General features: G+C 71.7%; 19 protein-coding genes. 14 read left to right on the forward strand and 5 right to left on the reverse strand.

What is annotated here, in order from left to right:
- The first annotated feature begins 1 nt into the window (after position 1).
- The 7 genes from ACFVAJ_RS21500 (at position 2) to ACFVAJ_RS21530 (ending at position 7,663) form a co-directional block, all read left to right on the forward strand.
- Positions 2-1,135 carry a LacI family DNA-binding transcriptional regulator gene (locus ACFVAJ_RS21500; RefSeq protein WP_376947886.1) on the forward strand — a complete coding sequence of 378 codons (1,134 nt, stop codon included), beginning with the start codon at positions 2-4 and terminating at the stop codon, positions 1,133-1,135.
- 8 nt (positions 1,136-1,143) lie between these two features.
- Positions 1,144-2,367, forward strand: a complete 1,224-nt coding sequence (locus ACFVAJ_RS21505; protein ID WP_376947888.1) for a Gfo/Idh/MocA family protein — start codon at positions 1,144-1,146, stop codon at positions 2,365-2,367.
- 126 nt (positions 2,368-2,493) lie between these two features.
- On the forward strand, positions 2,494-3,537 hold the full coding sequence (gene tdh, locus ACFVAJ_RS21510) for an L-threonine 3-dehydrogenase (protein ID WP_376947890.1): 1,044 nt from the start codon (positions 2,494-2,496) through the stop codon (positions 3,535-3,537).
- A gap of 2 nt (positions 3,538-3,539) precedes the next feature.
- The gene (locus ACFVAJ_RS21515; protein ID WP_376947892.1) at positions 3,540-4,724 is read left to right on the forward strand and encodes a glycine C-acetyltransferase; all 1,185 of its coding nucleotides are present in this window, start codon (positions 3,540-3,542) and stop codon (positions 4,722-4,724) included.
- 101 nt (positions 4,725-4,825) lie between these two features.
- Positions 4,826-5,257, forward strand: a complete 432-nt coding sequence (locus tag ACFVAJ_RS21520) for an SRPBCC domain-containing protein (RefSeq protein WP_376947894.1) — start codon at positions 4,826-4,828, stop codon at positions 5,255-5,257.
- A 43-nt stretch (positions 5,258-5,300) separates the two neighbouring features.
- Positions 5,301-6,386, forward strand: a complete 1,086-nt coding sequence (locus ACFVAJ_RS21525; RefSeq protein WP_376947896.1) for a LacI family DNA-binding transcriptional regulator — start codon at positions 5,301-5,303, stop codon at positions 6,384-6,386.
- 47 nt (positions 6,387-6,433) lie between these two features.
- Positions 6,434-7,663: an amidohydrolase gene (locus ACFVAJ_RS21530; protein ID WP_376947898.1), complete on the forward strand. Its 1,230-nt coding sequence runs from the start codon at positions 6,434-6,436 to the stop codon at positions 7,661-7,663.
- A gap of 16 nt (positions 7,664-7,679) precedes the next feature.
- Here ACFVAJ_RS21530 and ACFVAJ_RS21535 read toward each other — a convergent pair whose 3' ends face one another.
- Positions 7,680-9,020 (reverse strand): MATE family efflux transporter, encoded by a 1,341-nt coding sequence (locus ACFVAJ_RS21535; RefSeq protein WP_376947900.1) that lies wholly within the window; start codon positions 9,018-9,020, stop codon positions 7,680-7,682.
- Positions 9,021-9,101: 81 nt separating this feature from the next.
- Positions 9,102-9,473, reverse strand: a complete 372-nt coding sequence (locus ACFVAJ_RS21540) for a YccF domain-containing protein (RefSeq protein ID WP_376947901.1) — start codon at positions 9,471-9,473, stop codon at positions 9,102-9,104.
- 44 nt (positions 9,474-9,517) lie between these two features.
- On the opposite strand from ACFVAJ_RS21540, the gene ACFVAJ_RS21545 reads away from it, so the two are divergent.
- The 4 genes from ACFVAJ_RS21545 to ACFVAJ_RS21560 all read left to right on the forward strand — a co-directional run bounded on the left by ACFVAJ_RS21545 (position 9,518) and on the right by ACFVAJ_RS21560 (position 14,093).
- A complete protein-coding gene (locus tag ACFVAJ_RS21545; RefSeq protein ID WP_376947903.1) occupies positions 9,518-11,521 on the forward strand; it encodes a M13 family metallopeptidase in 2,004 nt (667 codons plus the stop codon).
- A 95-nt stretch (positions 11,522-11,616) separates the two neighbouring features.
- A complete protein-coding gene (locus tag ACFVAJ_RS21550; protein WP_157423888.1) occupies positions 11,617-12,525 on the forward strand; it encodes a serine hydrolase in 909 nt (302 codons plus the stop codon).
- Between the two features lie 13 nt (positions 12,526-12,538).
- Positions 12,539-13,066: a GNAT family N-acetyltransferase gene (locus ACFVAJ_RS21555; protein ID WP_376947905.1), complete on the forward strand. Its 528-nt coding sequence runs from the start codon at positions 12,539-12,541 to the stop codon at positions 13,064-13,066.
- A 121-nt stretch (positions 13,067-13,187) separates the two neighbouring features.
- Positions 13,188-14,093 (forward strand): hypothetical protein, encoded by a 906-nt coding sequence (locus ACFVAJ_RS21560; RefSeq protein WP_376947907.1) that lies wholly within the window; start codon positions 13,188-13,190, stop codon positions 14,091-14,093.
- On the opposite strand, the gene ACFVAJ_RS21565 is transcribed toward ACFVAJ_RS21560, so the two are convergent.
- Together ACFVAJ_RS21565 and ACFVAJ_RS21570 are read right to left on the reverse strand one after the other, a co-directional pair.
- A complete protein-coding gene (locus ACFVAJ_RS21565; RefSeq protein WP_376947909.1) occupies positions 14,059-15,585 on the reverse strand; it encodes an alpha/beta fold hydrolase in 1,527 nt (508 codons plus the stop codon). The genes ACFVAJ_RS21560 and ACFVAJ_RS21565 overlap by 35 nt on opposite strands.
- Before the next feature lie 20 nt (positions 15,586-15,605).
- The gene (locus ACFVAJ_RS21570) at positions 15,606-16,010 is read right to left on the reverse strand and encodes an NUDIX domain-containing protein (protein WP_376947911.1); all 405 of its coding nucleotides are present in this window, start codon (positions 16,008-16,010) and stop codon (positions 15,606-15,608) included.
- 77 nt (positions 16,011-16,087) lie between these two features.
- On the opposite strand from ACFVAJ_RS21570, the gene ACFVAJ_RS21575 reads away from it, so the two are divergent.
- Together ACFVAJ_RS21575 and ACFVAJ_RS21580 are read left to right on the forward strand one after the other, a co-directional pair.
- Positions 16,088-17,398, forward strand: coding sequence for an alpha-hydroxy-acid oxidizing protein (locus ACFVAJ_RS21575; RefSeq protein WP_376947913.1), 1,311 nt, complete (start codon positions 16,088-16,090; stop codon positions 17,396-17,398).
- 113 nt (positions 17,399-17,511) lie between these two features.
- Positions 17,512-18,897: a glycine--tRNA ligase gene (locus ACFVAJ_RS21580; RefSeq protein WP_376947915.1), complete on the forward strand. Its 1,386-nt coding sequence runs from the start codon at positions 17,512-17,514 to the stop codon at positions 18,895-18,897.
- Between the two features lie 72 nt (positions 18,898-18,969).
- On the opposite strand, the gene hrpA is transcribed toward ACFVAJ_RS21580, so the two are convergent.
- A complete protein-coding gene (hrpA, locus tag ACFVAJ_RS21585; protein WP_376947917.1) occupies positions 18,970-22,995 on the reverse strand; it encodes an ATP-dependent RNA helicase HrpA in 4,026 nt (1,341 codons plus the stop codon).
- Between the two features lie 138 nt (positions 22,996-23,133).
- On the opposite strand from hrpA, the gene ACFVAJ_RS21590 reads away from it, so the two are divergent.
- Positions 23,134-23,961 carry an aldo/keto reductase gene (locus tag ACFVAJ_RS21590; protein ID WP_376947919.1) on the forward strand — a complete coding sequence of 276 codons (828 nt, stop codon included), beginning with the start codon at positions 23,134-23,136 and terminating at the stop codon, positions 23,959-23,961.
- The last annotated feature ends 403 nt before the right edge of the window (positions 23,962-24,364 follow it).

The following is a 24,364-nucleotide window of genomic DNA, read 5'->3' on the forward strand; positions in this document are numbered from 1 at the left end:
GATGGTGCGGACGAATGCTGACGGGTCGACGACGAACGGCGGACTCGGCGGCAACGGCCACGGCCACGGCAACGGCAACGGCCACGGCGGCGGAAGCAGTGCCGCCGCGCGCCGGCGCCCGACGCTGCGCATGGTCGCCGAGCTCGCCGGCGTCTCGACGGCGACCGTGTCGTACGTCTTCTCGGGGCGCAGCGGCGGCGGTTCGGGCGTCGCCGAGGCGACCGCGAAGCGCGTGCTCGAGGCGGCCGAGCAGCTCAACTACCGTCCCAACCGCGCCGCCCGCACCATCCGGACGGGCCGCAGCGACACGGTGCAGCTCTCGCTCCACATGCTGAGCGACCCGTGGTCGCTCGCCGTCGCCGCCGCGGTCAACGAGGAGGCGAACCGGCACGGCCTCACGACGCTCATCCTCGCCGACGGCGACTGGTACGCGGCGCTCGACCGGGTCGAGAGCGACGTCGCCTACCTCGACGGCGCGATCGGCACCGACGACGCGGAGCGCAAGGTGCAGGCCCTCGCCGAGCGCGGCCAGCGCCTGGTGGTCTTCAGCGAGACGCTCGAGCCGAACGGCTACGACGTGATCCGCTCCGACGCGATCCCGGGCTGCTACCTCGCGATGGACCATCTGCTCGAACGGCACACCGCGATCGGATGCCTCGTGGCCGAGGACGCCGTGCACGCGGCCGAGGGCTCGCGGTACACCCCGTACCTCGAGCGCATGCTGGAGCACGGCCTGCCGGCGGTGCCCGAGCGCACCGCGACGTACGCGAACACGCAGGCGAGCGCGTTCACGGCCGCGGCGGCGCTGCTCTCGCGCGACGACCGCCCCACCGCCATCTACGCGACGACCGACTTCGCGGCGATCGCGGCGATCAACGCGGCGCACATGCTCGGCCTCCGGGTGCCGCACGACGTGGCCGTCATCGGCGTCGGCAACACCCCCGACGCGCAGGCCGTCGCACCGACCCTGACCACCGTCGGCCCGACCGACTTCTACCGCCGCCAGGCCGAGATCATCGTCGCGCGGGCACTCGAGCCCGACGACGAGTTCCGGCTGCACGAGTTCGCCTGGTCGCTCGTGCCCGGCGGCTCGACCGATCTCGACGCACCGCCGCGCGCGGCGCGCACGCATTGACCCTGCGCATGCAGGAACACCTGAAGGAGCACCACCCCGTGGATCTGAACATCGGCATCGTCGGCTTCGGCGCGCGCTCGACCCTCGTCTCGGAGGCGCACCGCCCCGGGCGCGGCTCGCGGGTGACGGCGGTCTGCGACCTCTCGGAGCGCTCGCGCGCCGAGGCGCGCGCGGCGCTGCCCGAGGCATCCGTCACCGACTCGCTCGACGAGCTGCTCGCGAGCGGAATCGACGCCGTCATGGTGCTCACCCCCGACCACCAGCACGCGCCCGTCGCGATCGCGGCGCTCGAGGCGGGCGTGCCCGTCTTCTGCGAGAAGCCGCTCGCCGTGACGGTCGAGGACGCCGACGCGATCCTCGAGACGGCCCGCCGCACCGGCACGCGCCTCTACGTCGGCCACAACATGCGGCACATGTCGGTGGTGCTGCTCATGCGCCGCCTCATCCTCGAGGGGCGGATCGGCGAGGTCAAGGCGGTCTGGTGCCGTCACTTCGTCGGCAACGGCGGCGACTACTACTTCAAGGACTGGCACGCCGAGCGCGAGAAGACCACCGGGCTGCTGCTGCAGAAGGGCGCGCACGACCTCGACGTCATCCACTGGCTCGCGGGCGCGTACACGACCGAGGTGCAGGCGATGGGCTCGCTCAGCGTCTACGGCGACATCGACGACCGGCGCGACCGCTCGGGCGAGCGGATGCGCGACTGGTTCAGCCTCGACAACTGGCCGCCCACCGCGCAGACCGGGCTCAACCCGGTGATCGACGTCGAGGACATCTCGATGGTGAACATGCGGCTCGGCAACGGGGTGCTCGCGAGCTACCAGCAGTGCCACTTCACGCCCGACTACTGGCGCAACTACACGGTCATCGGCACCGAGGGCCGCATCGAGAACTTCGGCGACGTCTCGGGCTCCGAGGTCGGGCTCTGGAACCGCCGCCACCACGGCGCGGCCCCCGCCGACGAGACGTTCATCGTGCCCGAGTCGCCCGAGGACGTCGGGCACGACGGCGCCGACGCGCTGCTCGTGGCCGAGTTCCTGCGCTTCGTGCGCGACGGAGGGGTCACCTCGACGTCGCCGGTCGCCGCGCGCGAGGCCGTCGCGGTCGGCATCCGGGCGACCGAGTCGCTGCGCGGCGAGGCCGGCACCCTCGAGGTGCCGCAGCTCGACGACGAGCTCGTCGCCTACTTCGAGGCGGGCCAGGTCGAGGCGTCCGCCGTCGTCCAGGGCTGACGCCGAGCCTGAAACAATCCACCTCGCGCCGGTACGATGGCTGAGTCATCCGGCGCACCCACCGGACCTCTCGCATGAGCCGCCGCACCCAGCGGTTCGTGCGCCGAACAATGGAGTCACCCTGCGATGAAGGCCCTCTACAAGTCCGCTCCCGGCGCCGGTTTCGAGTTCGTCGAACGGCCCGAGCCCACGCCCGGCCCCGCAGACGTGAAGATCCGGGTGCTCCGCACGGGCATCTGCGGCACCGACCTGCACATCGAGAAGTGGGACGACTGGGCCGCGTCGACCATTGCGACGCCGCTCATCGCGGGGCACGAGTTCTACGGCGAGGTCGTCGAGGTCGGTCCGCTCGTGCATGACGTCGCGGTCGGCGACCGCGTCTCGGGGGAGGGCCACGTCGTCTGCGGCATGTGCCGCAACTGCCGCGCCGGCCGTCGTCAGATGTGCATCCGCACGCTCGGCGTGGGGCTGCACCGCGACGGGGCGTTCGCCGAGTACATCGTCATCCCGGGCGAGAACGTGTGGGTGCACCACTCGCCCGTCGACCCCGAGGTCGGCGCGATCTTCGACCCCTTCGGCAATGCCGTGCACACGGCCCTCGCCTTCTCCGTCGTCGGCGAGGACGTACTCGTCACCGGCTGCGGCCCGATCGGGCTCATGTCGATCGCGGTCGCGCGCCACGTGGGCGCCCGCTTCATCGTGGCGTCCGACGTGTCGCCCGCGCGCCTCGAGCTCGCCCGGCAGATGGGCGCCGACGACGTCGTCGACGTCTCGAAGGAGCGCGTGCGCGAGGCGCAGGGCCGGCTCGGCATGCGCGAGGGCTTCGACGTCGGCTTCGAGATGAGCGGTTCGCCTGCGGCGCTGCCCGAGATGATCGAGAACATGAACCACGGCGGCCGCATCGCGATGCTGGGCCTGCCTGCGCAGGAGTTCCCCATCGACTGGGGCAAGGTCGTCACGCACATGCTGACGCTGAAGGGCATCTACGGCCGCGAGATGTTCGAAACGTGGAACTCGATGTCGGCGATGCTGCAGACCAGCTCGGAGCTGCGCGGGCGCGTGGCCTCCATCATCAGCGACCGCTACGCGGCGCGCGACTGGCGCGAGGCGTTCGACATGGCCGCCTCGGGCGGCGTGGGCAAGGTCATCCTCGACTGGACGGAGGTCTGAACATGTTCGGAGACGTGAAGGCGCAGCTGCGGGCCGAGCTCGACGAGATCGAGGCCGCGGGCCTCACGAAGCGCGAGCGCGGCATCCACGGTCCGCAGTCCTCCGAGATCGAGGTCGCGGGCCGCGAGGTGCTGAACTTCTGCGCGAACAACTACCTCGGCCTCGCGAACGACCCGCGCATCGTCGCGGCCGCGCACCGCGGGCTCGACGAGTGGGGCTACGGCCTCGCGAGCGTGCGGTTCATCTGCGGCACGCAGGAGCTCCACCTCGAGCTCGAGCGTCGCGTGTCCGAGTTCCTCGGCTACGACGACACCATCCTCTTCTCCTCGTGCTTCGACGCGAACGGCGGCGTCTTCGAGACCCTGTTCGGGGCCGATGACGCGATCATCTCCGACGAGCTCAACCACGCCTCGATCATCGACGGCATCCGGCTCTCGAAGGCGCAGCGGTTCCGCTACAAGAACCGCGACATGGCCGACCTCGAGGCGAAGCTGCAGGAGGCCGCGGGCGCACGCCGCACGGTCATCGTCACCGACGGCGTCTTCTCGATGGACGGCTACATCGCCCCGCTCCAGGAGATCTGCGACCTCGCCGACCGCTACGGGGCGCTCGTCTTCGTCGACGACTCGCACGCCGTCGGCTTCGTCGGCGAGCACGGCCGCGGCACCCCCGAGTACTGCGGCGTCGAGGGCCGGGTCGACATCACGACCGGCACCTTCGGCAAGGCGCTCGGCGGGGCATCCGGCGGCTACGTGGCCGCCCGCCAGGAGATCGTCGACCTGCTGCGCCAGCGCGCGCGCCCCTACCTCTTCTCGAACACGCTCGCCCCCGCGATCGTCGCGGGCACGATCGAGGCGCTGTCGCTCCTCGCCTCCTCGGGCGAGCTGCGCACGCGCCTGAAGGCGAACGCGGCGCTCTTCCGCGAGCTCATGGATGCCTCGGGCTTCGAGCTGCTGCCGGGCGAGCACGCGATCGTGCCGGTCATGTTCGGCGACGCCGCGCTCACCGCCCGCATCGCCGACGCGCTCCAGCAGCGCGGCGTGTTCGTCACGGCCTTCTCGTACCCCGTCGTCCCGAAGGGCGCCGCCCGCATCCGCGTGCAGCTCTCGGCCGCGCACACCGAGGACGAGATCCGCCGCTGCGTCGCCGCGTTCGTCGAGGCGCGCGACGCGGTCGCCGCCGGCTGAGACCGTCGGGCCTGGCCCGTCAAGGCCTGCCGCGCCGTCGGACGTCGGGCGTAGCGTTCGACCCGACGGCGTCGATCGGCGACGCCGGGAGGGAGACGATCATGGCCGAGGACTTCGACGCGATCTCGACCACCACCGTCGAGGCATCCAGCGACCGCGTCTGGGCGGTGATCACCGACCCCGTCGCCGCCCGCGAGTTCATGTTCGGCACCGAGCTCGTGACCGACTGGGCGGTCGGCGGGCCGATCCGCTGGCGTGGCGAGTGGAAGGGCGAGCCGTACGAGGACCACGGGACCGTGCTCGAGGTGATTCCGGGGGAGCGGTTGGTGCACACCCACTTCAGCCCGCTGAGCGGTGAGCCCGATCTGCCCGAGCACCATCACACCCTGACCTGGACGCTCGACGAGCAGGGCGGTTCCACCGTGCTGACGCTCCGCCAGGACAACAATCCGTCGGCCGAGGCGATGGCGCACTCGAAGCGGATGTGGGACTCGCTCGTCGCGAAAGTGAAGGAGATCGCCGAGCGCTCCTGACGCCGCACGGCTCCTTCGAATCGATTCGGCCTAGAATCGCCCCATGCAGTCCGAACCTGCCGCACCGGATCCGGTCGCGACCACCTCTCGGCCGACCCTCGCCGACGTCGCGGCCAAGGCCGGCGTCTCCGCCTCGACGGCGTCGCTCGCGTTCAGCGGCGCCGGCCCGGTGTCTGACGCCACGAAGCAGCGCGTGATCGACGCCGCCGCCGAGCTCGGCTATGGCGGCCCCGACCCCCGCGCCCGCTCGCTGCGGCGCGGTCGCTCGGGCATCGTCGGAGTCGTCCTCGAAGAGCGCGTGCGCGCGGCGTTCCTCGACCCGGTGAAGATCCAGATGCTCGACGGCATCACCGAGGGCATCGCGCCGCTCGGCGCCGGCCTGCTCCTCCTCACCGACACCGGCGAGCCCGGCGACAACGCCGTGAGCATCGAGAGCGCGCCGGTCGATGCGGTGGTGCTCATCGGGTGCAGCCCGCGCCTGGCCGAATCGGTCGAGGCGCTCCGACGGCGGGGCATCCCGGCCGTCGCGATCGAGGGCGCGACCGGCGACGGCATCCCCGAGATCTCGATCGACAACCGGCAGGCGACCCGGCGCGGCGCGGAGTACCTGCGCCAGCTCGGGCACTCGCAGGTCGCGATCGTCTCCCTGCCCTTCGATGCGGCGCGCACGCGCGGCGCGCTCACCCCCGAGCTCGAGCTCGCGGGCACCGCGGCGACGACGCGCGAGCGACTCGCCGGCGCCCGCGAGGTGTTCCCCGATGCGCCGGTGCAGGTCGCCGGCACGAGCTCGATCGAGGAGGGCCTCGAGGCGGGGCGTTCGGTGCTCGCCGACCCCGCGACCCGGCCGACCGCGATCATCGCACAGAGCGACCTGCTCGCGGCGGGCGTCATCCTCGCCGCGGAGGAGTACGGCATCGCCGTCCCGGCCGAGCTCAGCGTGCTCGGGTTCGACGGCATCCGCGTCGACGGCCTGCAGCACGACCTGACCACGCTCGCGCAGCCCTCCGTCGCGAAGGGCCGTGCGGCGGGCGAGGCCGTCGTACGGCTGCTCGCGGGCGAGGCGCCCGAGTCGGTGTGCTTCACCAGCACGCTCCACGTCGGCGACACGACGGCCGCGCCCGCACGCTGACCCCGGCCCTCCGCCGAGGGCAGGCGACCCCGCCCTAGGCTGACCCCATGAGCCTCGACCTCGGTGCCGTCTACCGCGACCTGCACGCCAACCCCGAGCTGTCCTTCCAGGAGCATCGCACCGCCGGCATCGTCGCCGCGACGCTGGACTCGCTCGGGCTCGAGGTCACGACCGGGATCGGCGGCACCGGGGTCACCGGGGTGCTGGTGAACGGCCTCGGCCCGACGGTGCTGCTGCGCGCCGACATGGACGGACTCCCGGTGCACGAGGAGACGGGGCTGCCGTACGCGAGCACGGCGAGGTCGACCGACGTCGACGGCAACGACGTGCCCGTGATGCACGCGTGCGGGCACGACGTGCACGTGACCTGCCTGCTCGGGGCGACCGAACGCCTCGTCGCCGACCGCGCCGGCTGGTCGGGCACACTCGTCGTGGTGTTCCAGCCCGCGGAGGAGCAGGGCGGCGGCGCCGAGGCGATGGTCGCCGACGGACTGTACGACCGCGTGCCGAAGCCCGACGTCGTGCTCGGCCAGCACGTCGCACCGCTGCCGGCCGGCTTCGTCGGCCTGCGCCCCGGCCCGGCGATGGCCGCGGCCGACTCGCTCTCGGTGCTCGTCCACGGCACCGGCGGGCACGGTTCCCGGCCCGAGGCGACCGTCGACCCGGTGCTGCTCGCGGCATCCATCACGGTGCGGCTCCAGGGCATCGTCGCCCGCGAGATCGCCGCCACCGACTCGGCGGTCGTCACCGTGGGGCAGCTGCACGCCGGAACGAAGAACAACATCATCCCGTCCGAGGCGAAGCTCGGGCTGAGCGTCCGCACCTTCGACGAGGCCGTGCGCGAGAAGGTCGTCGCTGCGATCGATCGCATCGCGAAGGGTGAGGCGGCCGCGTCGGGTGCGCCGCGCGAGCCCGAGGTCGTGTTCGAGGAGCGCTTCCCGCTCACCGTCAACGACCCCGTCGCATCCGAGCGCACCGCCGAGGCGCTCCGCCGGGCCTTCGGCGAGCAGCGCGTGTTCGACCCGGGCGTCGTGTCGGGCAGCGAGGACGTCGGGGTGCTGGCGACCGCGGCGGGCGCCCCGCTCGTGTACTGGCTCCTGGGCGGGTTCGATCCGGCGCGGTTCGACCCCGTGGCGCTCGCCGCGGGCCGCCTGCCCGACGACCTGCCCTCGAACCACTCCCCGCACTTCGCGCCGGTGATCGACCCGACGCTCGAGGTCGGCGCGGCGGCGCTCGTCGCCGCGGCTCGCGAGTGGCTCGGGGCCGGGGCGGAGTGAGGGCCGGCCCGCCGCTTCAGTCGGGTGCGCCGGTGACCATCCAGCGGTCGCCGCGCGCCCGCAGCCCGAGGGTCACCGCGCGCGCCGCGAGGTAGCCGATCGCGAACGCCGCCATGAGCCAGGCCGGCCCGGCCGCGCCCGGCGGGGCGACGGCGACGACGCCGAGCGCGAGCGGCACGAAGGCGGCGAGGTTCACGAGTCCGGTCCAGGCGAGGTAGCGGGCGTCGCCCGCGCCGATGAGCACGCCGTCGAGCACGAAGACGAGGCCGCCGAGCGGCGCGGAGAGTCCGAGCACGACGAAGGCGGGCGGCAGCAGCGCGGCCACCTCGGCGGAACTCGTGAAGAGGCCCGGCAGCACCCACGCCGTCGCGATGAGGATCGCCCCGAGGACCGCGCCGGCGCCGATGCCCCATTCGACGCAGCGCCGAAGGATCCGCCGCACGACGACGACGTCGCCGACGCCGAGCCCGCGGCCGATGAGCGCCTGCGCGGCGATCGCGAGCGCGTCGAGCGCGAAGCCGAGGGTGAAGTAGATCGTCATCGCGACCTGGAACGCCGCCAGCTCGTCCGAGCCGAGCGAGGTCGCCGCCCACGTCGCGAGCAGCAGGGCGACGCGCAGGCTCGCGGTGCGCAGCAGCAGCCAGCCGCCCGAGGCGGCGCCGCGCAGCACCCCGGCGTGGTGCGGCCACGGGCTGGCCCCGGCGCGCGCGGCGTGGCGCGCGACGACGGCGAGGTACACCGCGACCATGCCCCACTGGGCGACGACGGTGCCGATGGCCGAGCCCGCGATGCCCCACCCGGCGACGTAGATGAACACGTAGTTCAGGGCGATGTTGACGGCGAAGCCGATGCCCGCGACCCAGAGCGGCGTGCGCGTGTCCTGCAGGCCGCGCAGCAGGCCCGTGGCGGCGAACACGACGAGCATCGCGGGCAGCCCCGCCATCGAGATCGAGAGGTAGACGGATGCCTCGGCGGCGACCTCGCTCGTCGCCCCGAAGAGCCCGACGAGCCAGGGCGCCGCGAACCAGCCGGCGACGGCGAGCACGACGCCGATGCCGAGCGCGAGCCAGAGCCCGTCGATGCCCGCCGCGACCGCGCCGCGCAGGTCGCCGGTGCCGACCCGCCTGGCGACCGCCGGGGTCGTCGCGTAGGCGAGGAACACCATCAGCCCGATGATCGTCTGCAGCACGGCGCTCGCGAGCCCGAGGCCCGCGAGCGGGGTCGCGCCGAGGTGCCCGACCATCGCGGTGTCGGCGAGCAGGAAGAGCGGTTCGGCGATGAGCGCGCCGAGCGCCGGCACGGCGAGGCGCAGGATGTCTCGGTCGACGGTGCGGGGCGTGGGCGTCTCGGTGCTCATGTCCCTTGAAGCCTAGGCGCGGCCGCCGACGCGGCTCCGAGGGGAGCGTCGACCGCCGTCGACCGCCCGCCGACCCCGCGGTCAGGCGTCGACGATCTCCTTGCCGAGCGGCGCGAGCGAGACCGGCACGAGCTTGAAGTTCGCGATGCCGAGGGGGATCCCGATGATCGTGATGCAGAGCAGCACGCCGGCGATGAGGTGCTCGAGCGCGAGCCACCAGCCGGCGAGAATCACCCAGATGACGTTGCCGATGAACGACCATGCGCCCGAGGTCGGCTTCTGCACGACGGTGCGGCCGAAGGGCCAGAGCGCGTACCCGGCGATGCGGAACGAGGCGATGCCCCAGGGGATCGTCACGATGAGGATGCACATGACGACGCCCGCGAGCACGTAACCGAGGAACAGCCAGATGCCCGAGAGCACCAACCAGATGATGTTGAGGAGCGTGTTCATGTCGGGAACATCCAAGCATGTCCGCCCCGGCTTAGGCTGGGGGGATGACCGACGTCGCGCTCCCCTCCGGTATCAAGCAGGACGAACTCGATGCGGCGGTGCGTCCGCAGGACGACCTCTTCCGCCACGTGAACGGCGCATGGATCGAACGCACGGAGATCCCCGCCGACAAGGCGCGCTTCGGCTCCTTCATCGAGCTGCACGAAGAGGCCGAGCAGGCCGTGCGCGACATCATCCACGAGTCGCAGGAGGCCGAGCCCGGCACCGAGGCGCGCAAGGTGGGCGACCTCTTCTCAAGCTTCATGAACGAGGAGCGCGCCGAGCTGCTCGGGGTCACGCCGATCGCCGGCCAGCTCGTCGACGTCTCGCTCGTGAGCTCGGTGCCGAGCCTGCTCGAGACCCTCGGCCGCCTCGAGCGCCAGGGCGTCGCGGGCTTCGCCCAGCTCTACGTCGACAACGACCCCGGCGACCCCGAGCGCTACCTCGTCTTCGTCGAGCAGGGCGGCATCGGCCTGCCCGACGAGAGCTACTTCCGCGAGGAGCGCTTCGAGAGCGTTCGCGAGGCGTACCGTTCGCACCTCGAGCGGATGCTCCGGCTCGCGCAGCTCGACGAGCCCGCAGAGCGGGCGGCGCGGGTGTTCGAGCTCGAGTCCGCGATCGCGGCCGTGCACTGGAACAACGTCGAGTCCCGCGACAGCGAGAAGACCTACAACCTGAAGCCCTGGCAGGGCGTCGTCGACGAGGCATCCGTCGACCTCGCGATCTGGCGCGACGAGATGGGCGTGCCTGCTCACGCGTTCGACGAGCTCGTGGTGCGCCAGCCCTCGTTCCTCGCGGGGCTCGGTGCCCTGCTCACCGACGAGCGCATTCCCGCCTGGCGCGACTGGCTCGCCTGGCAGGTCGTCCGCTCGAACGCGGCGTACCTCTCGAGCGACCTCGTCGAGGCGAACTTCGACTTCTACGGCCGCACCCTCACCGGCACCCCGCAGATGCGCGAGCGGTGGAAGCGCGGCGTCTCGCTCGTCGAGGGCGCGATGGGCGAGGCGGTCGGCCGCATCTACGTCGACCGGCACTTCCCGCCCGCCGCGAAGGTGGCGATGGACGAGCTCGTCGCGAACCTCGTGCTCGCGTACCGCGAGTCGATCGAGGCGCTCGACTGGATGGGCGAGGCGACGAAGGCGAAGGCCCTCGACAAGCTCGAGAAGTTCACCCCGAAGATCGGGTACCCCGTGAAGTGGCGCGACTACTCGGTGCTCGAGATCACGGCCGACGACCTCGTCGGCAACGTGCGCGCGACCGCCGAGTTCGAGTTCAACCGCGAGCTCGGCAAGATCGGCAAGCCGATCGACCGCGACGAGTGGTTCATGACGCCGCAGACGATCAACGCGTACTACAACCCCGGCTTCAACGAGATCGTGTTCCCCGCGGCGATCCTGCAGTACCCGTTCTTCGACGCCGGGCGCGACGCGGCCGCGAACTACGGCGCGATCGGCGCCGTCATCGGGCACGAGATCGGGCACGGCTTCGACGACCAGGGCTCGAAGTACGACGGCGACGGGCGTCTCACCGACTGGTGGACGGCCGACGATCGCGCCGCGTTCGAGGCGCGCACGAAGGCGCTCATCGAGCAGTACGACGCGCTCGTCCCGGCGCAGTTGCAGACCGAGACGGCGCCATCCGAAGCTGGCTCCGGCGACGAGCCGCACGTCAACGGCGCCCTCACGATCGGCGAGAACATCGGCGACCTCGGCGGGCTCGCCATCGCGTGGAAGGCGTACGTGCTGTCGCAGGGCGGCAGCGTCGAGCAGGCGCCCGTGATCGACGGCCTGACCCCGGCCCAGCGGTTCTTCCTGTCGTGGGCGCAGGCCTGGCAGATGAAGGGCCGCGACGAGGAGGTCGTGCGTCTGCTCGCCATCGACCCGCACTCGCCGAACGAGTTCCGGTGCAACCAGATCGTCCGCAACATCGATGAGTTCTACACTGGCTTCGGAGTGACTGCCGACGACGCCCTCTGGCTCGACCCTGCCGAGCGGGTGACGATCTGGTAATCACTGATCCGAAGTCCGAGAATCCGAACAACTCGTGCGCGCCGCAGCCCGCGGTGGGGGAGCGCCGACCGTCTGAGGAAGAGCGTGCAAGCACCGTGGTGACGTCGTCGCAGGGATCCGAGCGACGAGCACGTCATGCCGATCTGCGCAAGGGCAAGCACCGCACGGAGGAGCCGAACGAGAACTTCGCCCGCGGCTTCGCGGCCCTCGGCGAGCTCGCGCTCGCCGGCGTGCAGGTATCCGCCCGGGCGACCGACCTCGCGACCGGCAAAGTGCTGTTCTCCGTCGACGACCACGTCGTGATGCCGACGGCCTCGATCGGCAAGGTGCTGCTGCTCGTCGAGGTCGCCTCGCGCCTCGTCGGGGCGAGCGCCGAGTCGTTCACCGTGCTCGACCGGGCGCCGCGCGACGCCGTCGGCGATTCGGGCATCTGGCAGCACCTCCAGTCGCCGTCGCTGCCGATCGCCGACCTCGCCGCGCTCATCGGTGCGACGAGCGACAACCTCGCGACGAACGTGCTGATCCGCCACATCGGGCTCGAGGCGGTGCGCGCCCGCACCGAGACCCTCGGGCTCACCCGCACCGCCCTCCTCGACCTGGTCCGCGACCACCGCGGCCCCGACGACGCGCCGCAGCTCTCGATCGGCTCCGCGAAGGAGCTGACCTGGCTGTTCGCCTCGCTCGCCCGCGGCGAGATCGTCTCGCCCGAGGTGTCGCAGCGCGTCGTCGGCTGGCTCTCGCTGAACGCCGACCTCTCGATGGTCGCTTCGGCGTTCGGACTCGATCCGCTCGCGCACCGCTCACCCGATCACGGCCTGCTGCTCATGAACAAGACCGGCACCGACGGCGGCGTGCGCAGCGAGGTCGGCGTGCTCCGCGGCCCGCGGGCGAGCGTCGCCTACGCGGTGTCGATGTACTACGCCGACACGATGCTCTCGTCGCGGCTCGCAGTGCTCGACGGCATGCGCCAGGTCGGGCTCGACCTGCTCGAGTTCGTGCACTGACGGCGGCGTCGAGGTGCTGATCCGCGCGTTCCACGACCTCGACCGCGAGGTCGTCGACCGGCTGCTTGCCGAGGCGTTCTCGGGGCCGCAGCCCGGCGGGTCGCCGGCGGCGTCGCCGCCGATCGAGGTCGTCCTGAACGCGGCGCTGCTCGGCTCGGTCGAGTTCATCCCCGAGCTCGCGCTCGTCGCGGAGCTCGACGGCGCCGTCGTCGGCTACTGCATCACGACGCGCGGGTGGATCGGCGACCGACCCGCCCTCGGACTCGGGCCGATCGGCGTCGACCCCGGCGTTCAGCGCGGCGGGATCGGGTCGGCGCTCGTGCGCGAGACCCTGCGGCTCGCGACCGTGCGCGGCGAATGGGTCGTCGCGCTGCTCGGCGACCCTGCCTACTACGGCCGGTTCGGATTCGTGCCGAGCACCGATCTCGGCATCGTGGCTCCTGAGCCGGCCTGGGGCGCCTACTTCCAGGCGGCGCGCCTCGACCCGGGGGAGACTCCGGTCGGGACGTTCCGCTACGCCGCCCCGTTCGAGGCGTTCTGACTCGTCTGAGCGACGCTCAGGGATGCCCCCCTGTCGGCCGGCGGCGGCCCGCCGTACGCTGAACCCGAATCGAACCGAGCATTGCTCGCGTTCTTCGGCGCGAGCGGAAACGGGGTGCACCGTGTCCATCTCCGCAGAGCACGAATCGACGACGGGCGCCGACGACGGCAAGCCGATCGGCCCGCTCACCTTCTCGCCGCCGCCCGGTGTCGCGGCCCTCCACGACCGACTCGAGCTCGCGGTCATGGACGAGACGATCCCGCTCGACCAGCTCGTCGAGCTCCGCGACCTGATCTTCCGCGACTACTTCACCGACCGGCCGGTCTTCACGCTGAACTGGCCCGACAGCCTCTACATCCCGTCGGAGGCCGACTCGAGGGAGTACTGGTTCACCGAGGCGCCGGCCGACCGTCGCTATCGCTACAGCTGGGCGAACACGATCGGCGGGCAGCCCGCCGGCAGCCACGCATCCGAGAAGGACGGCCGCCTCTTCGCCTGGGTCAACGTGTCGGGGCTCGCGCCCGGCTACACCGGTTACGCGGGCACCGGGGTCCGTTTCGCGCCGAGCGCCAGCCTCTCGTACGTGCGGCTCGGGGCCGACATCGACCTCGTCGCCGAGCACCGGTGGTGGTACCTGCCCGGCACCGACGCCGGCTACTCGAACGTCGACTACCGCGGCACGGCGTACCTCGCCGTGTGGGAGATCGACCTCGTCACGGGCCGCTGGGAGCTCGTGCGCCCGTTCGGCGCCCGCAGCCTCTTCGCGTTCAGCCGGCAGGGCCAGGGCGGCAGCGCGATCGTGAGCACGAAGCGCACGTTCGCCGACCTCGGCGCCACGGTGCAACTGCAGGGAGGGCACGTCTACGCCGTCGGGGTGAGCTTCGAGGTGCAGATGGGTCACACCATGCTCGACCGGCGCGGCGCGCCCTACGTCAAGCAGCCGGGCGACGACATCAAGCTCTGGTCGTCGCTGCTCGGCACCGTGCACAGCATCAGCGTGTCGACGACGAAGGTGCTGATCCCGTAGCACCGTGGGCGTCGTCGGTGAGCCGCGCGATGCCGGCGAGCACCGCCTCCGCCGTCTCGGGCGCCGCGAGCACCCGGAAGTGGCCCGCGACGGCCACCTGCACGTTCATCGCCCCCTCGAGCGCGCTGCCGTCGGGCACGTGCGGGTCGAAGGTGCCGAAGACCGACACGATGCGCGCGTTGACGGATGCCGCATCCTCGAGCCGCACGATCGTCGCGTCGCCCGGCAGGAGGGCCCGGATGCTCGGGTCGCCGAACAGCCGAGCGCGGCGCGCGCCCGCGAACGGGGTGCAGATCGCCACGACCCCTCGAACCCCGAGCGACTCGCCCTCGTCGTCGAGGAGCACGTGCTTGCCGATGAGCCCGCCCTTGCTGTGCGCCACGATGACGCGCCCCGCCGGTGGGGGAGCGGAGCGCGCGAGCGCCTTCGCCACTCGGGCGGCGGTCTCGGCGATCGGGCGTCGGTTCGCGCGCATGCCGTGCACGACGACGACGCGGTGGCCCTCGGCGTTGAGTGCGTCGCCGAGCGGCCGCATGAACGACCAGTGCTCGTACACCCCGGGCAGCAGCACGACCTGCGGCTTGTCGGGCTCGCCCCGGCGCCAGGCGTGCGGCTCGTGGCGGGCGCCGAGCCAGGCGAACTGGCGCACCCCGGCGTAGGCGTAGTCGCGCGCCATCACGCCGAGTGCTGCGGCGACCCCCAGCGGCCGGTCGGTCGGCGGGGGGTCGACCAGCGAGGCCGGACGACCCGCCGGCAGCCCCTGCGCGTGCCGCGCGACGAGCTCGCCGACGCGGCGACCGGCTCGGATCATCGTCTCGTGTCCGCGCCCCGGGACCTCCGCGTAGCGGCCGTCGGGCACGAGCCGGGCCACCTCCTCGGCCCAGTCGCGCGGCACGATGCGGTCGTGCTCGCCGCGGATGACGAGGGTCGGCGCGGTGACCGCGGGGAGGACCAGTTCGATGCGGTGCTCGAGCATCGGGAGCAGGTTCGCCGCGTACCAGCGCGGACCCGCCTTCGCATAGAGCGAGACGCCGTACCAGAGGGCCTTCGGATGGACCAGGGCGATGTCCTGCAGGAACCGCATGGTCTGCTTCGCGAGCGTGCGTTCACGGGGATTGACCGTCGGTGCGATGAGCACGACCCGGTCGACCAGTTCGGGATGCCGCGCCGCCGTCTCGGTCACGACCTGCGCCCCCGTCGAGTGACCGACGAGCACGGCCCGGTCGATCCCCTCGGCGACGAGCAGCTCAGCCAGGAGCTCGCCGGCCGCCGGCATGCTCAGCGGTGCGGCCGGCTCGGGGGCGTCGCCGAAGCCGGGCAGGTCGAGCGCGTGCACCCTCCCGGTCTGCTCGAGCACGGAGGCGAGTTCGGACCAGTAGTCGTGCGCCATGCCGAGTCCGTGCACCAGCACGTACTCCGGCCCGTCGGGCCGTCCCGAGTCGTGGATCACGACCACGTCCTCGCCGCGGCGGAACTCGCGGGTCTGCGACATGACCGCAGTCTAGAGCGGCCTCAGTCGATGACGCCGGACGCCGCGAGCCGCCGCAGCACTTCCGCTCCGGCGGGCGGGCAGCGGTCGAGCTCGCTCGTAGTCACCCAGTGCAGGGTGCCGACCTCCGCCGAGGCGCGCGGCGAGGCATCCGTCTCTGCGCGGAAGACGCGCATGCGCACGAGCCGGCCGTCGGGTTCGCCGTGCGCCTGCGTGACGACCTCGAAGAGCTCGTCGAGCGCATCGGGGTCGAGCTCGAGCGCGACCTCCTCGTAGGCCTCCCGCGCGGCGGCCTGGGCGGCGGTCTCGCCGGGGTCGATCTTGCCGCCGGGCATGTAGTAGACCTCGCGGTCGCGCGCGGTCACCATGAGCACCCGCCGGTCGCGCACGAGGGCGATGGCCGAGACGAGGAGGTCGGGGAGAGGCATCGGTTCAACCCTAGGCGGCGACGCCGCTACGCTGGCTCGCACGTGCAGGGCGTCGACGATCGCGAAGGAGCGAACCGATGGCAGACGACGATCGCGGGTACGGGCGCGCGACGCAATCCGAGGTGTACCGAGCGGGCCTCTCGGGCATCCGGCCCGCGGTGCCGGTCGACGCCGAGGCGCTCGAGCGCGCCGCACGGAAGGCCGTCTCCGCCGAGGCCTTCGCGTACCTCGCGGGCGGCGCCGGTGCAGAGTCCACCATGGCCGCGAACCGTGCGGCGTTCGCGCGTCGGCAGATCTGGCCGCGCGTGCTCCGCGACGTCTCGACCCGCGACCTGTCGATCGAGCTGCTCGGCCGGCGCCGCGCGACCCCGTTCGTCCTCTCGCCGATCGGGGTCGCCGAGCTGGCCCACGCGGAGGCCGACGTCGCGGTCGGCCGGGCGGCGGCGGCCCTCGACGTGCCGTACGTGCTCTCGAACCAGGCGTCCCGTCCGATGGAGGAGGTCGCGGCGGCGATGGGGTCGCGCTCACGATGGTTCCAGCTGTACTGGAGCGCCTCCGACGAGCTGAACGCATCGTTCGTGCGGCGCGCGGAGGCGGCCGGCTGCGAGGCCATCGTCGTCACGCTCGACACGCACCTCCTCGGCTGGCGCACGCGCGACCTCGACGCCGCGTTCCTCCCGTTCACGCGCGGGCAGGGCATCGCGCAGTACACGAGCGACCCCGTCTTCGCCGAACTCGTGCGCGAGCGGGTCGCCCGAGCGGGCTCAGGAGGCGCGCCGGCCAGGCCGAAGGTCACCCCCACCCTGCTCGCCTCGGCGTTCTCGATCGCCCGTTCCGGCGCGCACACGCGGCTCGTCGACGGCGGCGTCCGGGAGGCGCTGCGCTCGCCGCTGCCGCGGGCCGCCGTCGAGACCTTCCTCGATGTCTTCAGCGATCCGTCGCTCACCTGGGAGTCGTTCGCGAAGCTGCGCGAGTGGACGTCGCTGCCCGTGCTGCTCAAGGGCGTCGTGCATCCCGACGACGCGGCGAAGGCCCTCGACCACGGCGTCGACGGCCTCGTGGTGTCGAACCACGGCGGCCGCCAGATCGACGGGTCCGTCGCGACGCTCGACGCGCTGCCCGGCGTCGTCGAGCGGGTCGGCGGGCGGGTGCCCGTGATCCTCGACAGCGGGGTGCGGGGCGGGGCCGACGCCTTCACGGCGCTCGCGCTCGGAGCGACCGCGGTGGGCATCGGCCGACCCTACGCGTACGGGCTCGCGGTCGCGGGGACCGACGGCGTGCGAGAGGTCGTGCGCAACCACATCGCCGAGCTCGACCTCACCATGGGGCTGGCGGGCCACCGCTCGGTGGAGGAGATCGGGCCGGACTCGCTGCGCGAGGCCGGCTGAGCGCCGCCCGCCCTCCGGCCCGCTCGGCGGGGCGCCCGGAGCGCGGCCGGATTTCGTAGGATGGTCTCCGATCCCCTCTCGGGCCTCTGGCCCCTTGCACCATTGGAGCCACCGTGGCCGCACCCAGCCGTCTCGAATCCGTCATCGCCCTCGCCCAGCACCGGGGCTTCGTCTTCCAGGCGGGCGAGATCTACGGCGGATCGCGTTCCGCATGGGACTACGGCCCCCTCGGCGTCGAGCTGAAGGAGAACATCAAGCGCCAGTGGTGGCGCTACATGGTGACCCGCCGCGACGACGTCGTCGGCCTCGACTCGAGCGTCATCCTGCCCAAGCAGGTCTGGGTCGCCTCGGGGCACGTCGGCGTCTTCACCGACCCGCTCGTCGAGTGCCTCCACTGCCACAAGCGCTTCCGCGAGGACCACCTGCTCGAGGCCTTCGAGGAGAAGAAGGGCCGCGCTCCCGAGAACGGCATGGGCGACATCGCCTGCCCGAACTGCGGCACCCGCGGCCAGTGGACCCCGCCCCGCGACTTCAACATGATGCTGCAGACCTACCTCGGCCCCGTGCAGGACGAGAGCGGAATGCACTACCTCCGCCCCGAGACCGCGCAGGGCATCTTCACCAACTTCGCGAACGTGCTGCAGGCCGCGCGCATGAAGCCCCCGTTCGGCATCGGCCAGATCGGCAAGTCGTTCCGCAACGAGATCACGCCGGGCAACTTCATCTTCCGCACGCGCGAGTTCGAGCAGATGGAGCTCGAGTTCTTCGTCGAGCCCGGCACCGACGACGAGTGGTTCCAGTACTGGCTCGACTACCGCTGGAACTGGTACCTCGACCTCGGCGTCGACCCCGAGAACCTGCGCCTCTTCGAGCACCCGAAGGAGAAGCTCAGCCACTACTCGAAGCGAACCGTCGACATCGAGTACCGCTTCGGCTTCACCGGCGGCGAGTGGGGCGAGCTCGAGGGCGTCGCGAACCGCACCGACTTCGACCTCTCGACGCACTCCGAGCACTCCGGCAAGGAGCTCAGCTACTTCGACCAGTCGAAGAACGAGCGCTGGATCCCCTACGTCATCGAGCCCGCGGCGGGCCTCACCCGCTCGCTCATGGCGTTCCTCGTCGACGCGTACCACGTCGAGGAGGTGCCGAACGCGAAGGGCGGCGTCGACACCCGCACCGTGCTGAAGCTCGACCCGCGCCTGGCGCCGGTCAAGGCCGCCGTGCTGCCGCTCAGCCGCAACGAGAAGCTCTCGCCGCTCGCCCGCGAGGTCGCCGCGTCGCTGCGCCAGCACTGGAACGTCGACTTCGACGACGCCGGTGCGATCGGCCGCCGCTACCGTCGCCAGGACGAGATCGGCACGCCGTTCTGCATCACGGTCGACTTCGACTCGCTCGACGACAACGCCGTGACGGTGCGCGACCGCGACACCATGGAGCAGCAGCGCGTGCCGCTCGCCGAGCTCGAGGGCTTCCTCGCCGCGCGCCTCATCGGCGCGTAGCAGCAGCATTCCGAAGGCGGGCGCCCGAGGGCGCCCGCCTTCGGCGTCCCCGGCAGCCGCCGGCAACCTGTCTCACGCCTTCGCGGCGAGCACCTTCGTGATCCGCTGCAGCGAGACGCTCTCGGCCGCGCGCAGTTCCTGCGCAAAGAGGCTGATCCGCAGCTCCTCGATGAGCCAGCGCGCGCGCACGAGGTTCGCGGGCGAGCGCGGCGCGAGGGGGATCGTGCCGCCGGCGTCGGCGAAGCGTCCGAGCGCGACCTGCACCTCGTTCATCCAGACGCGGTCGCGGCCGGGGTTCTGCTCGAGCTTGCCGACGCGCATCGTGACCCCCTCGAGGTAGCGCGGCAGGTGCCGCAGCCGTTCGAGCCCGGTGCGCGAGACGTAGCCGGGGAACACGAGCCCGTCGAGCTGCGCGCGCGCGTCGCCGAGCGCGGGCAGCAGGGCGAGGCTCGTCGCCGACTTCACCGCCTTCTCGGCGGTGCGCAGTGCGACGAGCGTGCTCGCGACGAGCGAGACCGTCTCGAACATCGTGTTCATGACGACGCCCGAGATGCGGTCGCGCACGGTGTCGAACTCGAGCTTCGTGAAGAGCATGCCGTCGTCCTTGACCCGGTACAGCACGTCGTCGACGCACGCGACGAGGCAGTCGGCGAACAGCGCCGCGGTGTTCGGGTAGGGGCTCGTGGCGAGCACGAGCTTCTCGTTGCCGGTGAGGTGCTGCTCGACGTACTTCACGGGCGAGGGCGTCGCGAGCATGAGCAGGCGCCGGATGCCGCCGGGCATCGCCGCGGCCTGGTCCTCGGGGGTCGCGAGCAGGCGGATGCTCACGGTCTCGCCGTCGTCGACGAGCGCGGGGTAGGCGCGCACCCGGTTGCCGCCCACGTCGGTGTCGACGTGGCGCGGGAGCTCGGGGAAGTCCCACTTCGTGAGCCCGCTGCGTTCGAGGCCGGCGCCGGCACCCGCGCCGCCGAGCGCCGCCGGGCTGATCGGCCCCTGCCCGACGTCGACGGCCTTCGGCCCGCGTCGTCGCTGCTCGCCCGCGCCGCCCGCGCCGCCCCCAGCAGCGAAGGTGCCGGCGACGGCGTCGCGCGCACGGTCGGAGAACTGCGCCTGCAGCGCCCGCAGATCCTTGCCGACGCCGAGTTGCTTGCCGCGTCCCTCGACCACCCGGAACGACATCTGCAGGTGCGGCGGGATCCGATCCATCACGAAGTCCGCACCCGTGACGGGCGTGTGGGTCAGCCGCTTGATGACGCCGGCGACCTCGTCGGCGAACGAGGCCTGCGCCGTGGCATCCCGCCCGTCGAGCTCGGCGACGATCTTCGCCGCCCAGTCGGCCGCGGGCACCACGTTGCGCCGGATCATCTTCGGCAGCGCCTTGATCATCGCGGTCACGAGCTCGGTTCGGAGCCCGGGCACCTGCCGGTCGAAGCCCTCGGGCCGCAGTCGCGCGAGCAGCACGAGCGGCACCTGCACGGTCACCCCGTCGTCGGATGCCCCGGGCTCGAAGCGGTAGCGGAGGGTCAGGGTCTGGTCGTCCTGCTGCCAGGTGGGCGGGAACGCCTCGTCGTCGATCGCCGGCGCGTCCTCGGGGGCGAGCGTCTCGGCGGTCATCGTGAGGAGGCCCTGGTCGAGCTTCTTCGCCTCGCGCCACCAGGTCTCGAAGAGCCTCGTCGAGGTCACGTCGGCCGGGATCCGCGCGTCGTAGAAGTCGAAGACGGCTTCGTCGTCGAAGAGGATGTCGCGTCGGCGGCTGCGCTCCTCGACCGCCTCGAGCTCGGCGCGCAGCCGGCGGTTGCGCCGGTCGAACTCGAACAGCGGGTCGCGCCGGGTCTCGTTCGGCCAGTCGCCCTCGACGAGCGCGTGGCGGATGAACAGCTCGCGTGCGTAGGGCGCGTCGATGCGGGCGAGCTGGATGCGCCGGCGCTCGACGATCGGCACCCCGTAGAGCGTGACCTTCTCGTACGCGACGGCCGAGCCCTGGCGCTTCTCCCAGTGCGGTTCACTGTGGCTGCGCTTCACGAGCGAGCCGGCGAGCGGTTCGGCCCACGCCGGGTCGATCGCCGCGTTGGTGCGGGCGAACAGGCGGCTCGTCTCGACGAGCTCGGCGCTCATGAGCGCCGCCGGCGGCTTCTTCGCGAGCGCCGAGCCCGGGAACACGACGAAGCGGGTGTTGCGGGCACCGAGGAACTCGGACTGCGGGCGGCGGCCCCGGCGTTCGGCCTCGCGGGCCGCACCCGCGCCGCCGCGCCCGCTGCCGGTCTTCGAGTCGTCGCGGAGGCCGAGCTGCGAGAGCAGCCCCGAGAGCAGCGCCTTGTGGATCCCGTCAGGGTTCGGGTCGGATGCCTCGCGCGCGATCTGCAGGCCGAGCGGCTTCGCGAGCCGTGCGAGCTGGCGGTACAGGTCCTGCCATTCGCGCACGCGCAGGTAGTTCAGGAACTCCGACTTGCACATCCGGCGGAAGGCGCTGCCCGAGAGCTCGCGCTGCTTCTGCTCGAGATGGTTCCAGAGGTTCAGCAGCGTGAGGAAGTCGCTGGTCGGGTCGACGAACCGGGCGTGGAAGCCGTCGGCCTGCTCGCGCCGGTCGAGCGGGCGCTCCCGCGGATCCTGCACGGTGAGCCCGGCGACGATCGCGAGCACCTCTCGCGAGACGTTCTGCGCCTTCGACTCGAGCACCATGCGTGCGAATCGCGGTTCGATCGGCAGGCGCGAGAGCTGCCGGCCCACCTTCGTGAGCTTCGGCCCCTCGCTCGACGTTCCCCCCTCGAGCGCGCCGAGCTCGCGCAGCAGGTCGACGCCGTCGCGGATGCCGCGGCTGTCGGGCGGGGTGAGGAACGGGAACTCCTCGATGGGGCCGAGCCCGAGCGAGGCCATCTGCAGGATGACCGCCGCGAGGTTCGTTCGCAGGATCTCGGGGTCGGTGAACTCGGGCCGCCGCTCGAAGTCCTCCTCCGAGTAGAGGCGGATCGCGATGCCGTCGCTGGTGCGGCCCGAGCGCCCCGAGCGCTGGTTGGCCGAGGCCTGTGAGATCGCCTCGATCGGCAGGCGCTGCACCTTCGAGCGCACCGAGTAGCGGCTGATGCGCGCGGTGCCGGCGTCGACGACGTAGCGGATGCCGGGCACCGTGAGGCTGGTCTCCGCGACGTTCGTCGCGAGCACGACCCGGCGGCGGAGCCCCGCCACCTTCGACGGCTCGAACACCTTGTGCTGCTCGGCCGAGGAGAGCCGGCCGTACAGCGGCAGGACCTCGGTCTCGCCACCGCGTCCGCCTGCGGTCGCGTAGTGCCCGCGCACCGCCTGCTCGGCGTCGCGGATCTCGCCCTCGCCCGAGAGGAAGACGAGCACGTCGCCGCGCGACTCGCGGTCGAGCTCGTCGAGGGCGTCGAGGATGCCCCGTTGCACGTCCTTGTCCTCGGCCGCGGCGCCCTCGTCGGCGGCGTCCTCGCCGGTCTCGCCCGACGCCTCGGCGACGAGGGGGCGGTAGCGCACCTCGACGGGGTAGGTGCGCCCCGAGACCTCGATGACGGGAGCGGGCGTGCCCGAGCCACCTTCAACTGGCACAGTCTCGAAATGCCTGGCGAAGCTCTCGGGATCGATCGTCGCGCTCGTGACGATGACCTTGAGGTCGGGCCGGCGGGGGAGGAGCCGCTTCAGGTAGCCGAGCAGGAAGTCGATGTTGAGGCTGCGCTCGTGCGCCTCGTCGATGATGATCGTGTCGTAGCGGCGCAGCTCGCGATCGCGGTGGATCTCGTTCAGCAGGATGCCGTCGGTCATCACCTTGATGCGGGTCGCCTCGCTCACCTGGTCGGTGAAGCGGACCTGGTAGCCGACGAGTCCGCCGAGCTCGACGTCGAGCTCCTCCGAGATGCGCTCGGCGATCGTGCGCGCCGCGATGCGGCGGGGCTGGGTGTGCGCGATGGACGTGCGGCCGAGCTCGAGGCAGATCTTCGGCAGCTGGGTCGTCTTGCCCGACCCCGTGGCACCCGCGACGATGACGACCTGGTGCGACTCGAGGGCGCGGGCGATCTCCTCGCGCTGCGCGGAGACGGGCAGTTCGGCGGGGTAGGTGATCACTGGGATCGGGAGCGGCGAAGTCATCAGCCCTCCATCGTAGGACGGCGGCCTGGTCGGCGTGCCCTTTCGCGTCGCTTTCGCAGCTGCTTCGCGCTCGCGTGCGATTCGCGGGGAGCGAACCGCCCTGTCGCGCCGGGCTGCGTGCGTGATGGGATGGCGGGCATGACGGTTCCCCGCATTCAGCTCAACGACGGCCATTCCATCCCGCAGCTCGGCTTCGGGGTGTTCAAGGTCGATCCGAAGGAGACCGAGCGCATCGTGGCCGACGCGCTCGAGATCGGCTACCGGCACCTCGACACCGCGCGCATCTACGGCAACGAGGAGGGGGTGGGTCGGGCCATCGCCGCCTCGGGCATCCCCAGGGAGCAGCTCTACGTGACGACGAAGCTCTGGAACGACGACCAGGGCACGCAGTCGGTGCACGACGCCTTCGATGCGAGCCTCGAGCGCCTCGGCCTCGAGTACGTCGACCTCTACCTGATCCACTGGCCGACTCCTGCACGCGATCGCTACGTCGAGACCTGGCACGCCTTCGAGGAGCTGCGCGACTCGGGTCGCGTGCGCTCCATCGGCGTCTCGAACTTCCTCGTTCCGCACCTCGAGCGACTGCTCGCCGAGAGCGACGTCGTGCCGGCCGTCGACCAGATCGAACTGCACCCGGCGCACCAGCAGCCGGCGACGACCGCTTTCGCCGAGGAGCACGGGATCGCGATCGAGGCGTGGGGGCCGCTCGGGCAGGGCAAGTATCCGCTCTTCGAGCTGCCCGAGGTCGCCGACGCGGCGGCGGCGCACGGCAAGTCGCCGGCGCAGGTCGTGATCCGGTGGCACCTGCAGCGGGGGCACATCGTCTTCCCGAAGTCGACGCGTCGCGCGCGCATGGCCGAGAACTTCGACGTCTTCGACTTCGAGCTCGGTGAGGCGGAGATGCAGGCGATCACCGCACTCGAACGCGAGGGGCGCGTGAGCTCCCACCCCGACGAGGTGAACTGAGCACTGTCGTGTGTGGTCGCGACACGCCCGGGGTGCGGAATGGATTTGTGGGGTGGGGTGTGGGTGGCGTAGATTCTTCTCTTGTCGCCGCGGCGGCCGGGAAGCGCGAGAGTGCGGCCTGGTTCGTGCGGTGGTTCTAGCCAAATAACCTCGAAGGCGCAGCAGTTTGCGACTCGGTGATTTCAAGTCTAGGATGGAACTTCGCACTCAGTGTTGATCATGGCCTTCGGGTTGTGGTTCGTCGTGTTTCGGCGACTGGTGTGTGGTTTCTTTGGTTGCTTCGAGGTGGGCCCGTGTTTCGGGTCGCTTCGGGTGCGTCCGTTCCTTGAGAACTCAACAGCGTGCACTATGTTCAATGCCAATTTATTGAACCCCGGTCATCTTCGGATGACGGGATTCCTTT

Origin of the sequence: Agromyces sp. NPDC057679, from assembly GCF_042799635.1 — a bacterium.
Taxonomy (GTDB): domain Bacteria; phylum Actinomycetota; class Actinomycetes; order Actinomycetales; family Microbacteriaceae; genus Agromyces.